The 14581-nt window shown below is 53.2% G+C and carries 16 protein-coding genes; 14 read left to right on the top strand and 2 right to left on the bottom strand.

The features are described from left to right. Positions 1–231: 231 nt before the first annotated feature. Positions 232–501 carry a hypothetical protein gene (locus IGW03_RS35425; protein ID WP_194727096.1) on the top strand — a complete coding sequence of 90 codons (270 nt, stop codon included), beginning with the start codon at positions 232–234 and terminating at the stop codon, positions 499–501. Between the two features lies 1 nt (position 502). Here the strand turns inward: IGW03_RS35425 and IGW03_RS35420 are convergent, their stop codons facing one another. Then, the gene (locus tag IGW03_RS35420) at positions 503–754 is read right to left on the bottom strand and encodes a hypothetical protein (RefSeq protein WP_194727095.1); all 252 of its coding nucleotides are present in this window, start codon (positions 752–754) and stop codon (positions 503–505) included. Positions 755–919: 165 nt separating this feature from the next. On the opposite strand from IGW03_RS35420, the gene IGW03_RS35415 reads away from it, so the two are divergent. The 13 genes from IGW03_RS35415 (at position 920) to IGW03_RS39410 (ending at position 13753) form a co-directional block, all read left to right on the top strand. Beyond that, on the top strand, positions 920–1543 hold the full coding sequence (locus tag IGW03_RS35415) for a hypothetical protein (protein ID WP_194727094.1): 624 nt from the start codon (positions 920–922) through the stop codon (positions 1541–1543). A gap of 225 nt (positions 1544–1768) precedes the next feature. Continuing rightward, positions 1769–3001 carry a metallophosphoesterase family protein gene (locus tag IGW03_RS35410; RefSeq protein WP_228536298.1) on the top strand — a complete coding sequence of 411 codons (1233 nt, stop codon included), beginning with the start codon at positions 1769–1771 and terminating at the stop codon, positions 2999–3001. Between the two features lie 202 nt (positions 3002–3203). Beyond that, positions 3204–3482 (top strand): hypothetical protein, encoded by a 279-nt coding sequence (locus tag IGW03_RS35405; RefSeq protein WP_194727093.1) that lies wholly within the window; start codon positions 3204–3206, stop codon positions 3480–3482. Between the two features lie 122 nt (positions 3483–3604). Continuing rightward, positions 3605–6037 carry a hypothetical protein gene (locus IGW03_RS35400; protein WP_194727092.1) on the top strand — a complete coding sequence of 811 codons (2433 nt, stop codon included), beginning with the start codon at positions 3605–3607 and terminating at the stop codon, positions 6035–6037. A gap of 102 nt (positions 6038–6139) precedes the next feature. Beyond that, positions 6140–6505 (top strand): adenine nucleotide alpha hydrolase family protein, encoded by a 366-nt coding sequence (locus IGW03_RS38990; RefSeq protein ID WP_323745066.1) that lies wholly within the window; start codon positions 6140–6142, stop codon positions 6503–6505. A 195-nt stretch (positions 6506–6700) separates the two neighbouring features. Beyond that, positions 6701–7933, top strand: coding sequence for a 3'-phosphoadenosine 5'-phosphosulfate sulfotransferase (locus IGW03_RS35395; RefSeq protein ID WP_323745065.1), 1233 nt, complete (start codon positions 6701–6703; stop codon positions 7931–7933). A gap of 371 nt (positions 7934–8304) precedes the next feature. Then, positions 8305–9144 carry a hypothetical protein gene (locus IGW03_RS35390; RefSeq protein ID WP_194727091.1) on the top strand — a complete coding sequence of 280 codons (840 nt, stop codon included), beginning with the start codon at positions 8305–8307 and terminating at the stop codon, positions 9142–9144. Between the two features lie 19 nt (positions 9145–9163). Next, entirely contained in the window at positions 9164–9697 is a 534-nt protein-coding gene (ssb, locus tag IGW03_RS35385) for a single-stranded DNA-binding protein (protein WP_194727090.1), read from the top strand. A gap of 210 nt (positions 9698–9907) precedes the next feature. Beyond that, positions 9908–10969: a DUF7146 domain-containing protein gene (locus tag IGW03_RS35380; RefSeq protein ID WP_194727089.1), complete on the top strand. Its 1062-nt coding sequence runs from the start codon at positions 9908–9910 to the stop codon at positions 10967–10969. A 21-nt stretch (positions 10970–10990) separates the two neighbouring features. Continuing rightward, positions 10991–11227 (top strand): hypothetical protein, encoded by a 237-nt coding sequence (locus tag IGW03_RS35375; protein ID WP_194727088.1) that lies wholly within the window; start codon positions 10991–10993, stop codon positions 11225–11227. Positions 11228–11579: 352 nt separating this feature from the next. Further along, positions 11580–11852 carry a hypothetical protein gene (locus IGW03_RS35370; RefSeq protein WP_194727087.1) on the top strand — a complete coding sequence of 91 codons (273 nt, stop codon included), beginning with the start codon at positions 11580–11582 and terminating at the stop codon, positions 11850–11852. 131 nt (positions 11853–11983) lie between these two features. Beyond that, positions 11984–12451 (top strand): outer membrane lipoprotein, encoded by a 468-nt coding sequence (locus tag IGW03_RS35365; protein WP_194727086.1) that lies wholly within the window; start codon positions 11984–11986, stop codon positions 12449–12451. Positions 12452–12742: 291 nt separating this feature from the next. Next, on the top strand, positions 12743–13753 hold the full coding sequence (locus IGW03_RS39410) for a Mom family adenine methylcarbamoylation protein (RefSeq protein WP_500048348.1): 1011 nt from the start codon (positions 12743–12745) through the stop codon (positions 13751–13753). Positions 13754–14050: 297 nt separating this feature from the next. Here the strand turns inward: IGW03_RS39410 and IGW03_RS35360 are convergent, their stop codons facing one another. Beyond that, positions 14051–14452 (bottom strand): hypothetical protein, encoded by a 402-nt coding sequence (locus IGW03_RS35360; RefSeq protein WP_194727085.1) that lies wholly within the window; start codon positions 14450–14452, stop codon positions 14051–14053. Between the last annotated feature and the right edge of the window lie 129 nt (positions 14453–14581).

The raw sequence follows: 14581 nt of genomic DNA, 5'->3' as shown, positions 1-14581 counted from the left end.
GATGCGCTATCGGCGACGGCAACATGCCGTAGGTGGATCGGGAGCCTTTACTCAGCGTCCTATACGACGCCGAGCCAGTAAGTTGCAACAATACTTAAGCCGACCTGGTTGCCAAATGACCCACTAGCACTCAAGCTTTACATAGGTTTTCCCATGCTCAGCATTGGAAAGCCGGATTCGGCTTCTCTCCTTTTTAACCACCGCCCTGCGGGATTCCAAGGAGAAATTACAATGAAAGTTCTGAATCAAGCTGCAAAAGCCGCACACTCGCGCCGCCTCGCTAACCTGAAAAACACAGAAGCTCAGCGCTTTTCCGTCTTTCCTGTCCTTGAGTCGGAATTTTGGGCGGCGCTGATGAACTCTGCTAAAAATCGCAAAACCGCTCAACAGATTTTGGACGAAATCGCAGAAATCGAGAATGAGCCTTGCATCGAAAACGACCGTGTTTTCCGGCTCGTCGAAACCGTCAAAAACCAAGCAAAGCTCACTCTGCTGAGCTAACTTAGTGAATCCTTAACTGGACACTCGTGGCGACACTTCCTTGGACTCCCAAGGTTGTGTCGGCCATCGTAAGTGCCATGTTTGCCAGTTCAACATACAGCTGCGCCTTTTGCTGGGGGTCATCGGTGCGCATCGCGTCCGAGAGAATCACTGCCATGCGGGTTTCTGACGGTTTATTGCCTCCCTCCCCTGCCTCCAGTTTGCGAACAAACTCTTCAAACTCACCTTCAGGTAATGCACTGATATCTGCCATTTGCTGTTTTCCGCTTGTTGATGTGATGGCGCCAGTGTAACGCAGGCTTTCGCACACGCAAGGTCACTTACAGCTGCATCGGTCGGATTCGCTTTCATTGAAAGCCAATCCCACGTTGGACGTCCTCTTAAATACGCCGCCCTTGCGGCATTAGACGGAGGAATCATGTATCTCGCAAATCAACCAATACAAACCGCTCCAGTAACCGAAGATCTCTTTGGCTATGCCCTGGAGCCACCACGTCCGCCTGTTTCAACCGGCACCGTTTGCATACCAAAGCGTGTACGTAGCAAGCTAGTTGCAAAGGCGACAAGGCCACACGCATCCCTTCCACGGAGGTCGGCAGAGCCTGATGCCGATGAAGAAGAGGATCCGGTTCCCGATATCGAAGCAAATCCATATGATCCACCGGAGACTAACGTAGCCAAACGCATGTGGCGCATGCTCTGTGTTGACCTGGCGGGTACGACCAGCACCGAGCTTGACCTGTTAGGGGATCTATCGGCTCAGCCTGATGAGCATGGCCTGAGTCCGGAACATCGAAAACAGGACGCGCTAATCTGGATGTTCGACCTCAACCCCGATGGCGCCGTTATGCCTTTCGAGTGGGTCTGCAACGAGATCGGCTTGGACCACGAGGCTGTACGCCGCATCACGGCACGCAATATGCGAACGGACTTGAAGATGGTGTTGAAGCTGCTCACCAAACTGCTTAGCTTCCGCCACGCCAAGGACTGCGAACTCAGATTGGCAGAGTACGTTAACCTCTCCGGCTGGGATCTCCACTAGCCGCGATTGGCTTCCTCGGTATTACCCTCCCGCCGCTACTCTCCATCTAACGTCCCAAGGCTACGTGCCCTGGGAAGGAGACCACATGCTAACCACATCTATTCTGCTTCTCGTTCTCTTCACGTTCTTGGGCGCGACCAGAGGTGACGGAAACGATCGAAGCAATAGCGCCAATCTGGACGAAGACAACGTTCTCGACCCGGATATCGACTAAAAAGGAATCCCATGCAAATTGCTCATATGAGCGACCTGCATTACTGCCCAGAAAATCTGGCAGAAGCAGATCGCTGCTTTGGCTTCGCTGTTGACGATGCGATTCGGAAGAATGCCGACGTCGCCATCATCTCCGGTGATAGCACCGACCATCGCCTCGATGCTCATTCTCCCGCCCTATTGGCACTAGCGCGGCAGATCAAGAGACTGGCCGACCATTGCCCTGTATTGATGCTACAGGGCACTTTCTCTCACGAGCCGTTCGGCATGTTACGCATGCTGGAACTTATCGGTGCTAAACATCCCATCGCAATTGCAGACCGCATCGGTCAGATTGGCCTCACCGACGAGCGTCAGTGGAAGCTCTCGGATACGTCGGACATCAATCACAACTTCAAATTGGTTGTGACATGTATGCCTACGGTGAACAAAGCCGATCTTGCATTGATGGTTGGTGCCGAGAACGCAAGTGCTGAAATGGGCGAGCATCTTGCGGCCTTGCTGGGCCACTTTCACGAGTCCAACTCGGCCTATCGCCGTCTTGGCATTCCTACCGTGCTCACTTCCCACGGAACTGTAGACGGCTCCATGAATGAAACCGGTGTCCCGATGGCTGGACTAGATCACGAGTTCACGGCAGGTGCCCTTTTCTCTTCCGGAGCGGACGCTTGCATGCTTGGCCATATTCATAAGCATCAGGCGTGGCGACGCGACTTTGATGGCAACCATCAGGTCATCGCGTACCCGGGCTCAATCGGGCGGTTTCATTACGGTGAGATCGGTGAAAAGCACTACCTGCTTTGGACTGTACAGCCGGGTTTTGCCGACTTCGATGCCGTCGTGACTCCATCACGAAGAATGATCGATATCGAATTCATGGGGATTCCAAACCTGGATGAGATAGCAACAGTCGCCAAAGATTGTGCCGGAGCTTATGTCCGGGTGACCTACAAGGTCGACGAAGAATATGCGAAGACCGTCGATCGCAACGCCATCAAGCAGATTCTAGGCAGCTGCGCCGAGGTGAAGATCGTTGGTGAAATATTATCGGTGCAGCGCCAACGTTGTGCCGGGATTTCGCGAATGCCTTCCATCATCGGTCGCTTTACCAAATGGTGCGAAGTGACCGATACTTCCGCGGCCGGTTTGACAGACAGGCTTCAACTGCTGCAAACCATGGATCCGGAAGACATCGCTTCGCAAATCGTTCGAGCGGAACCACTCGAACTGAAACTGGCGGCGTGAGCCGTCCGCTTCACTAGGTTGGACTGGTTAGCCATTTCCACCTCCTGGGCAGGCCTCTGGCCTCCCAGGTTTCTCCAAAACTCCGAGCATTCCAGGCGCCCGAACGACATCCGCTGGCTTTTTGTTGTTATTGACAGTCGAAAGCCCACTGCCAGGCCCCTCCTTTATCACTACCGCTATGCGGGACTATAGGAGAATCCTCATGTACGCGAAAATCCATCCTTATCGATTTTTCATGGCTTTCAATTGGTCGTTTGCCGTCCTGTTGACCTGCTTGATCGCTATGCTGCCACCTACTCTGGAGCCAACTCCCGTACAACTGCTCACACAAATCTTCCCGGCGCCTGTCGCTGTCGCCCTGCTAACCGCAGGAATCCATTCGACCGCGAAGCGACGCTCACGGAAAACCAATTACGGCCTGATGGCTGTCTGTGGCCTTTTAGGCTTATGGGCAGCGGTCTACGTCGCTAATCACTTCTGACGAACGGACCTCGAACTTTATGTTCGGGGTTCCTTCCAATAGTTTTCGGATCGGGGTGCGATCCGAAAGCTGCCAAAGGCGGTCTCTCCATTTTTATCACCGCTACGCGGTAAGGGGAGCAAATGAGACCATTGAAATTAACACTTGAAGGATTCACCGGCATCCGCTCGGGTCGCGGTAAAGATTCGCTTACCATCGACCTCACTACCATTCCGGCAGATGCCCAACTTGTCGCCTTGGTAGGTCCGAATGGAAACGGTAAGACAACGATACTGGACAACCTTCATCCATATCGCGTAATGCCATCCCGGTCTACAACACTGGGCCCCACCGGATTCTCCTATTGGGATCACCTCTGTATGCCGGCCGCGAGGAAGGACTTGGAATGGGAACATGGGGGACGTCGCTATATGACTTCCATCGCATTCAAGTCCACAGCCAAAACCCGCAAGTCAGATTGCTTCTTGTTTGTGTGGGAACCGGCAATCAGTAAGTGGGAGCCAGCCCGGCTCAATGACGGAACCTTGTCGGACGGCAAGACCGATACCTATGACCGCTGTGTCGATACGATCCTCGGTATCCCCGAGACGTTCTTTACCTCGGCCTTCTCGGCACAGTGCAGAAAATCGATCTCAGCATATGGCAACTCCGAGGTCAAGGCGCTGTTAGCCTCTATCCTGGAACACGAGGATTTACGTACGTTGTCCGTAAAGGCGGGCACTGTGGGTAAGCATCTCCGTGTGCATCTCGAAAGCCTGCAGGACAGGCTTGCGCAAGCGCGTGGAGCAGAGGCGGACATCGAGGCGGCGCGTCACCAGCTACGTCAGCTAGAAACGCGGATGCAGGAAGAGCAAGCATGCGAGCAGGCCGCGTTGGCTAATCTGGATGAACAGCGGAAAGCGCTGGCACTGCTAGAGGCAAAACGGGATGCGCAGGCAAAAGATGAAGAGCAGCGCTCCTTCATTGGCCAGCAAATCGCAAAGAGCCTCGAGAACGCCGACACGCTGAAGGCGAACGCAACGCGTAATACTGACGCTGAGATTGCCCGGTTGACCACTGATCGACAGAAAGCCGAGGTTGACCTCGCCAAAGCGATATTGCTTCGATCGCAAAATGAAGAAGAGATGCGACGGTTAGCAGCGGTGGTTGCACAAGGCGAAACCATTCGGGGTGCATGCATCGAACTCCCAGCTTTGCAGCAGGAACTGGCAGGTATCGACACCGAGACCGTCCTTCTCCAGGGCAGACTGGCCGAGCTACGCCCGCTGCGTCTGTCTATGCAGGCTGATGTAGAGGCTCAGACGCGCATCCATACCACGGCAAACGGCAAGATCGAGGCAATCGCCCGGCTAAAGGAAACGTCGTTACTGATCGAAAAGGTGCCATGCTCGGGTTCCCAGCTTCAGCAGGGATGTCCATTGCTGGAAAACGCCCACAAGGCACGCGAGGATATCAAACAGCAGGAATCCGTACTGGTGGATATGCGGGCACAGTATCGTACGCTTCGCACGAACATCGAAGGCAGACAGGAAGAACTGAACGCCCTCGACGACTTGGAAGCTAAGCTTGGGAACCTGTCAAAGCGCCGTATCAACCTAGCAAACCGAATCAGTGAACTGAGTCGGCTGTCCGGTATGAGCTCGATGCTAGAGGAAGCTGCCCAACGTCTCCCGGTACTTGAGGAGTCGAAGCAGCAATTCGCCATCTATAAGGCTGAAACGGAAGCGCTTCTCAATGGCTATATGGAAAAGGTGACGGAACTACGCAGTGCCCTTGGAAGTGAAGTCACACGACTCGACACTGCAGCGGCTACAGAAGTAACTGCGTTGAAGGCGAGGCTGGCGCAACTTAGCGCACCGGTGACGGAATTCGAACTGGCTGGCGCACGCCGAACTGTCCAGGTCGCCGGTACGAACGTAGAGTCAGTAAGGGTCCGTCTGCAGGGAATCGCTAATGAAAAAGTAACATTGTTAGCAACCATCGATACCTTACGGATGACTCTTGAGAAGCTGGAAGCCACGAAAGTGGAAGCAGCTCGAATCAGCGATGAAATTGCAAGCTGGAAATTACTCGAGAAAGGCCTTGGGAATGATGGTTTGATTGCCTTGTCCATTGACGACGCCGGTCCAGAGATCGCCACTCTATGTAACGATCTGCTTCGGGAAAGCTACGACGCCCGTTTCGCAATCCGTATCGATACACAAACTGCAACACAAGCCGGCGGTCTCAAGGAAACATTCGAAGTTACCGTGCGCGACCAGCATACGGGAGACGAGAAATCTTTGAAGGACATGTCACCAGGCGAACGTACATGGGTCAACGAGTGCCTCACAAGGGCAATCGCCTTGTATGTCGGAGAATCACAAGGCGTACAGTTCCATACCTTGTTCACCGATGAAGCCGATGGTGCCCTTGATTCGGATCGAAAGCGCCAATTCATGCAAATGAAGCGTGCTGTTCTTGCACGCGGAGGGTACGCGCGGGAGTACTTTATCTCGCAAACACCTGAATTATGGGAAATGGCTGATCACATTATCGATGTGACGACGCTATAAACCATGGGAAAGCTAACCGCTTTCCCGATGCACTCAGCATCGGGAAGGTCGTGACGACCTGCCTCCTTTATCACGCCGCATCGCGGCAATTAAGGAGAAACTATGTCAATGCAAACCCTGCCGCTCTTTTTCCAAGAGCCGGCCGTATCCGTTCCAATCGAAACTTTGATCGAGCGAGCGCTGGCCACCATAGCCGCGCTCTTCGCCCAATCAATCCCTTGTGTCATTCCCTTTAGCGGTGGTAAGGACAGTTCGACGGTCGCTAACCTGGTACTGACGGCAGCAAAGCAGGCTGCAATAAAGGGCCATAGGCCTTTCGTCATTGCCTCAACCAGCAATACGCAAGTGGAAAATCCAGAGGTCGAAAGGCATTATGCGAGAGAGCTCAGGAAGATGGCGGCCTTTGCACAGGCCAATAACATCCGCTTTCTTTCGGAGATCGTCACGCCGAACCTCGCTTCGACGTAGCAGGTCAGCATCCTGAGCGGGCGTGCCCTGCCGAGTTGGCCGGGCTGAAATACAAACTGCTCAGTAGACCTCAAAATTTACCCGCAAATAGCTTATCGCAATCGGCTTTTCAAGGAACTCAGAAGCGAGAACCTACCCGAACCGGTCACCATCCTCGGTACAAGGCTGGATGAATCACAACGTCGCGCGCAGAAGATGAAAAAACGCGGTGAAAGTGCGCTCGATCCTACTCGAAACGCTTCGGGCGACCTCGTTTTAAGTCCGATCGCCTTTTGGCAGACGGATGACGTTTGGGAATATATCGGTATGTGTGCATCCGGTTTGCTCGATACGTTCTCTGACTTCGCGGAAACCTTGCGCATCTACGCACATTCCGGGGGTACTTCATGCGCAGTAGTATCCGATTCCCTCCTGGAAGGAAAGCAGAAGAAAGGTGGCTGCGGATCCCGCCTAGGGTGTTATGTCTGTCAGCAAGCCGTTGACAAGAGCTTGGAGAACATGATCGACTACGATGATCAGTACGCCTACGCGCGAGGTTTGAATCAGCTCAATAAGTTCATACGTGCGACCCGGTTTGACTACACGCTCCGCCACTGGGTCGGTCGTACCATCAAAGAGGGATTCGTCTGCATTGAGCCTGATACCTATCATCCAAAGATGCTACGGATGCTTACCCGCTTCATGCTTCAGTTAGACTATGACGAAATGAAGCGTGCCGAACGGGCATGGGAACAAAGAAAATTCGTTCTGCTCCCAATGGAGATGATGATCGCCGTGGATGCGCTACAGTCGATGAACGGGGTCGCTCGACCATTTTCGATATGGGCGGATTATCGCGATATTTTCATGAGGGGTGTCCGCTACGATATTCCAACGGTGGAAACAGCGAGGCCGACGCAGTGGCCCACACCGAAGTTTCTTTATGTAGGTGATGAATGGGACAGCTCTTCGCCAGCATCGGCGTGGACAGGTATGCGTGATCCTTACTACGAAGCCATGACAGAGGGGTCCGGATGCAGTTACGAGATCAAGACATTAAACAATGGACAGTCGGCATGGGATGTACCGACTGAGCAGACGTTCTCTGTAGACCGGGAATCGGCCTTCATGATCTCTGAGTTTGAGCTTGATAGCTTGATTCGATACTACGACAGATGCACGCTGCCGGGAGACGTCACCTTCGCCTACAAATGGTATCTACAATACGGAGCAATCAAGTTGCACCATTCGCAGGTTTCATCACATGACGAGGCACTCCGACGCACCGCCTTCAAGGACCGGCTCGGGCTAACCCTAAATTACGATATCGATGACCTCGTAGGGCGATCGATCCCGTACGTGGAATTGCCCGCCGCAGCACAAGGCGCATGGAAAGACAAAGAAACGGCGGCAGCCTTTCAGGACGACATGTTCCGTATCGCTGCTTGACGGCCTTTGAACTAATCCAGAACCAGTAAGTATTGGCCTGAACCCTTTGGGGTTCAGGCAGATACCAAGTCGATTAGCAGTTATATCGAGTAGACGGGTAAGGCGGCCGCTTTGCTTGCGTTCCCGACATCACATAGGGTATAGTTGCCAACAGGTTTCCATAACCTCGAACTCCGCGCAGCGGTCATACTAGAAATTCAGCTCTTAGCCAACTCGGCTAAACTGCCCCAGCAAACTCTCTGCTCTGTGCACGATTACACAGGCAAGGAATCTTGCATACCAACTTACTGCTTTCCTGTGGCCACACCGGAAAGCTGAGTCGATCAGCTCACTCCTTTTTATCGCCATTCCATGGCAATTGGGAGAAGAAGATGAGCAATAGTGCCGAAGATAAGATAGAAGCCTTTCTTATCGCACCATTCAAGATATGGGACGTTGCCAAGCGCGTGGTGATGTCCTCTAAAAGCAAGCCAAAACGAATAGAAAAAGAAGTCGCTGTCCCCGAGGCGGTCGACCTGCCTCCGCCCTTTGCGTCAGCTTGCTATACCGTCGCTGACCGTGTACACAGTCAGATGTTCGGGACGCTTAAGGTCTGCTTCTATCATCATTACAAAGCGAAGGTAATCCGCATCGTTGCGAGGAAGAATGGCTTCGTGAAGGAGGTTCTATTCACCCCTTCCATTGCAGACGCACGGTGTGCTCCTTTTGGGATGGATAGCGCGATCGCATTCGTACGCGAGAAAGGTTTCACAACCGATTCAACTCGCGTGGAAGCAATTACGGATTCACACCAGGCAAACCACTCGGCCCCATCCAGCGGGCGAGACCCGTCGCGCAGCCTGGCCACCAAACGGAACGCCAGTCCTACGAAGCGCCTTGCTCGGAAGTCGGTCACTGAAACGACCACGGCTAACTACTCGAAGAACAGGCCCTTCACCGGACACATTATTGAGATTGGCGAGACGACTCGACCGGGCCGCGATGGCAGTCCACCCTACTCCACCTTTTTGGTGAAGTTACGATCAGAAGGAGATTTTCTGGAGAAAGAGTTCTACGGGGAGCATTTGGCTGAACTGGCCGAAAAGTATGACCTGGCTTGTGGCCAATTGATCCGTCTGCAGTTATTGGGGCGAATAAAGTTTGAGGTCGAAACCGCGGGCCGTGTCGAAGAACGGCATCGAAACGAATATTCAATAGACATCATTAGCTAAATCAATCTAGGAGTGACATATGGCATCCGTCAATAAATGCATTATCGTCGGCAACCTCGGCCGTGATCCCGAGTCGCGAGCTATGCCTAATGGAGATATGGTGACCAATATTGCGGTCGCCACTACAGAGAGCTGGAAGGACAAACAAAGTGGGGAGAAGCGTGAGCTGACCGAATGGCACAGAATCACGCTCTATCGCAAGCTAGCCGAGATCGCTTCGCAATATCTTAAAAAGGGAAGCCAGATCTACATTGAAGGCCGTCTCCAAACCCGGAAGTGGACTGATAAGGAGGGCGTCGAGCGCTATACGACTGAGATCATAGCCGACACGATGCAGATGCTTGGCAGCCGCAACGGCGGTAACCCTGGCTACGATGACGACTACGGTTCCGCTACACCGGCACCGCGCCACGGCACGACACGCACCGCGCCGACGCAACGTAGTTCGTCCCAACAACAACCATCCCGCCAACCGGAGCCTTCGGGTGCCGGCATGCTAGATGATGACATCCCATTTGCGCCCTTTGCCTCCAGACGAGCATGGGCAATCTGATGACATCTTCCTAGTGACCTAAATATCCTGCTGGAGTGGTCTCGTGTAACGACTCCTGCCGCCGCATGCGATCGCTGCACATCCCTTATGCGGTGCGCTTCTTCGGAAGCGCAACCGTCCCGGTTTTCTTGATACGTAGGTATCACGAAAGCCTCGTCGTTACGAGTGCCTGAGCCTTTTTTCAACGCCAGTTTCTGGCAAGGAGGTGAAATGGGACTTGATCTAACAAAAATAGATTGGTTAGCCGTCTTACCGCGCTTTGGCGTAGATAGACGATACCTCTCTAAAAGACATGGGCCTTGCCCATTGCCGGCATGTTCCGGTATCGTAACGAGTACTGGAAAGCGCAGCAATCGTGATCGTTTCCGGTTCGACAATAAGGATGGAAAAGGAACCTGGTGGTGCAACCACTGTGGCGCCGGAAACGGCTTCTCCTTTCTGCAAAAATTCACGGGCCACTCTGATCGGGAAATCTTTGTCCAGCTAGAACATATTACAGGTCTTAAATGCGGCCATGCACCGGTCGCACCGATCAAGCTGGATGACGAGATTACACCCGAGGAAGCCGATGCCAACCGCCAGTTCCTTGTGGCGGCCTGGACCAAAGCTCGTAGCTTGGCGCCACGTGATCCTGTCGCGAGGTACCTGCAAATGAGAGTTCGTGGGAGCGACCTGAAGTATCTTGGCCGTGACGTACGTTTCCACCCGGGGATGAAGTTTCTGGAGCTGAATGACAAAGACGAGTATGTCAGCCGGGGGTACTATCCAACGATGCTGGCGCGGGTCGTAGATGGCACAGGAAAGCCAATCACGCTGCATCGTACCTACCTCACGCCGGCCGGTGCCAAGGCGCCTTTTGCAGTGGTGAAAAAGCAGATGCCGGGTATTAGGAAGTTGCGTGGTGCGGCTATCAGGCTAACGAACATTCCTGACAGTCGGACTCTTGGCGTTTGTGAAGGCATCGAAACAGGTTGGGCTATTGCAACCGCGTACCGGTACCGTATCAATGTCTGGTCGCTTCTCAACTGCCAAAACCTTGCCGTCGCCGATATCCCGGACGGGATGTTCGACAGGGTCATTATCTTCGAAGATTACGACCATGTTGACCAGGCAAGAGGGTATAGACCCGGGGAGCACTTCGCAAAACAGTTAGAGCAGAAGTTGAAGGAACGGGGCATCACCTGTGAACGACGCTCACCGGCCTACGAGGGATCTGACTTCAACGACATGTGGAATGAACATTACAAAAATCTGCTGATGCGCGCCGCGTAACAGAACATGAATGCAACAACAATGAAAAAACAAATCGCAAAAATTACCTGGACCACTAATGATCTCTCCGTAACACAATGCGCAGCGATCTGTGACTGCACCGTCGCGAAGGTCGAATGCAAGATAGCTTGTACGCATCCCGATCAACTCGCGAATGAAGCCCTCAGCCTCTGGGACGCAGGCCAATGTGATACACATGCAGCACTACGCAGCATGCATCGCATGGCCATCGACCGCCGAGCCTACAACACCGTTTAATGCAGACTTACCTCCCAGCACTGCTGGGAGGTGTATTCATCCTTCTTGAAGCAGAACACAGTACCTTCCAGTACGCGTCGAATTATTTGCATTCCATGCAAAGTGCGCTATAGTCTCGCTATCACCGCTCAGCGGTACGCAGTACGACAATTCACTCGCGATCGTTATGCCAAAGTATCGGGTCATCCCGAGAAGTTGTCATTCCGAGCCCCGCGATGCATGCGATCTCTCCGGAGCGCTGCACCAGACACAACAGACCTATTCGGTTTTCCAGCGCAGCGCGCCGGAAAGCCTGTCGCAGGCTTCTCCCCTTTTCAACTACCGCTATGCGGGATTCTAAGGGAGAACCACCATGAAAAAGCAAAACCAGCAATCGGCATCGGAAGATTTCGTAGTATTCGTGATCGGATCGATCATCGGCGGTTGTATTGTTGGAGCTGTCGTAATGGTCCGCATTGTGGTCTTCCTGGTCGCGTGGCTGGGCAAGAAAGCGGTCAAAGCACCTACAAAGATCGCAGAAGGTCGTAGGGAAAAACCGCAACCTGAGCAATTACCAACTCCTGATATCTTCAAGGGTATGGCCAATTTGGCACCTGCGAAAGAAATGAACCTCCGCAAACTGTGACCTTTCCTCCGGCGCTTCGGCGCTGGAGGACTCGGTCCTGCTCTGGCTTTCCTACAACCTCTGTAGGAAAGCCGTCATACGGCTTCTCTCCTTTTTAACTACCGCTATGCGGGACACTAAGGGGAATCCTCATGAAATTCAAATCTGCAATCACACTGCTCTTCACTGCACTCGTTCTGATTGGTTGCGGTACTCAGATCATTGGCCAGCGCGGCAATCCTGACAGGTATACGCGTAACGAAGCGATGACCACGAGCACCGTAGTTGAAGCAACAGTTGTCCAAGTCCGTAAGGTCAAAGTTGCCAGCGGTTCGGGCTTCACCTCCCTTGCATCCGGTATCGGTGGCTTGACTGGAGTGGTGTTAGCTCGCAACAGCAATGGCAACACGAGTCTTGTTGCAGGGATGGTCGGCGCACTCACAGGTGGACTGATTGGATCGGTAGCAGGCACATCAACAGCAGAAGAAATCATCGTCTACCTTCCTGACCATACGCGTCGAGCGATCGTCCAGGAGGAAGGCAGCGGTTCATATTCTGCCGGCGATTCCGTGCTCGTCGTCCTGAACGGTAGCGAGGCACGCATCGTCGAGAAGCAGTAACCAACGAAATCGCTCAACTGAGCACAGAGCTATCACACCGGGTAATCCCGGTGTGTTGCTCTACCTGTGCGGCGCCTGGCGAACTAGGAGGCGGCGTGCTTCGGTGCACTTCAATAGCACCTGTTGTCTAGCTCCATGCGTCCCTTTGGCGCGACCCAAGGCTGCTAACGTATCAACAAGCTGCCCAACTTCCTTCGTCCTAACGGATCGGCTCCCGGCCTAGTATTACCTTGGGCCGGCACAACATCGCGGTTCTGCTGTAGAAGCACTTCGAACCCTATCTGACACTTGATGCGGAGCACGCCCGCATCGGTGGCTGCTCCGACAACCTATGGAGCATTCATCATGAAGCAACTACCCCTTGATTGGATAACTGGCTCTGCTGGTTCCCAGAGGTGGAATAACCGGCGTGACTCTTTTGTACTTCCTGCTTCGGCATTTAATCCGTCCAGGACGGAGGTGGTTGCAATCCCAGAGAAAATGGCCAAGGACTTTGTCTTGCGCCATCACTACTCCTCTAGCTACCCTGTGGCACGCTTCAGGGCCGGCCTCATGGTTAAGCCTGCTTACGCGAGGGAATACCTAGGAGGCGTGGCGGTATTTTCAGTTCCGATGCAAAGCGCAGCGATACCGAAGTACTTGGATTGCGATCATAAAATGGGCGTTGAACTTGGACGACTCGTTCTATTAGACGACGCACTTCTTGGCTTCAATGCGGAATCATGGTTTGTCGCGAGGGCCTTCCGGCTCCTTAGGACGGCGCTTGGCCACTTAGCAGGGGTAATCTCGTATACGGACCCCATAGCGAGGTACTCGGCTCAAGGCGATATGATCAAGCCTGGCCACGCCGGCACGGTCTATAAAGCGCTCAACGCCACGTACGAAGGTCGCGCCTCGCCCCGCACGCTAGTGGTATCAAGGGACGGCCGTGTGGTATCAGAGAGAGCAATATCGAAGATCCGCCGGGGGAAAGCGGAGCCGCTTATGCAATGCGGCAGATGCTTGAAATGGGGGCGCCAAAGCGCCTACCCTTTGAAGACGGGCCATCTTATATTGATCGGGCGCTGTCGGATGCCTCATTCCGCCGCATCAGACATCCTGGTAACCACGTTTTCAGTTGGCGTTTCTAACCTAGTTCGACCAGCTGCTTGTAGTACGGTCCCCTACCCAAGGGGACCGTCGATTCTCTATTGGACAGCAGAAAGCAGGTCTTTCTCGGAACGGTCTCCTGCATCGAGCGGAGCCGTTTTCAGGCCAGCCTCTATTTCCATGCATTGCTCTTTAGTGAAAGCGCCTCGGTGAATACATGTTCCGTCCACAAACAGTGCGGAATCCGGCCGAAAATCCCTGTTGAATCTTTCCCACATTCCCACGACTTCGTGTTCCCGTTGCTCGATAACGCGACCGCCTTCATTCGCGTATCGAACACACTTGCGTTTTCCTATGTTGAGGAGGTCATCGGTTAGGTCAACCATCGTCACCCTTGGCTATTGTAATAGCGTCATCATACCGCCCATTATTTCCAAAAAGCAATAGTGTCAAGCGCAACAGAATTTCGACGTAATCTCTATTCAGTTACGATTTCTGTTGCATCTGCTACTAATTTGATTTCAAAACGGCCTTCACACGCTCCGTGGCATGAATACACTTCATTACATCGAAATCGTTGATGTACGCCGTAAATTGCTCAAGGGCTTTAATATCTAAGGCGATGTTACCTTGGGCCGACCTTACGCATGCATCGAAGTCCATTCCTCCCCCGCCGTATCTCCGCACGCATTCTGCCAGTCCTTGTTGGGGTGTGCCCAATGCTAGTATTGTGATGAGGCGCGAATAGCGAACTTCGTTCGCCATAGTGAGGAAACGTTCAGCCAGCTCGGTCTTTTCTTTGATTGTGTCGTATGTTTCTTTCTGCTTCTTACCGAACTCCGCAGCGGCCGCGGCTAAGTCTAGACGTGTAATGACTGCAACAGAATTCACTTCCTCCATATTGATGGCCATCTGCTTAAGGAACCTCTGCTCAAGTCTGGAAATCGGGCGTCATGGGTCTAAACATTGATCGATATTGCGTACTGTCGATAGAACCAAGCGCCAGTTCTCCCTTCGATACCCCGGTATGCGCTGCTTTAG

It is taken from the genome of Noviherbaspirillum malthae (assembly GCF_015352985.1).
In the GTDB taxonomy this organism is placed as follows: Bacteria; Pseudomonadota; Gammaproteobacteria; order Burkholderiales; family Burkholderiaceae_D; genus Noviherbaspirillum; species Noviherbaspirillum malthae.
This window is presented reverse-complemented; position numbering and strand designations above follow the sequence as displayed.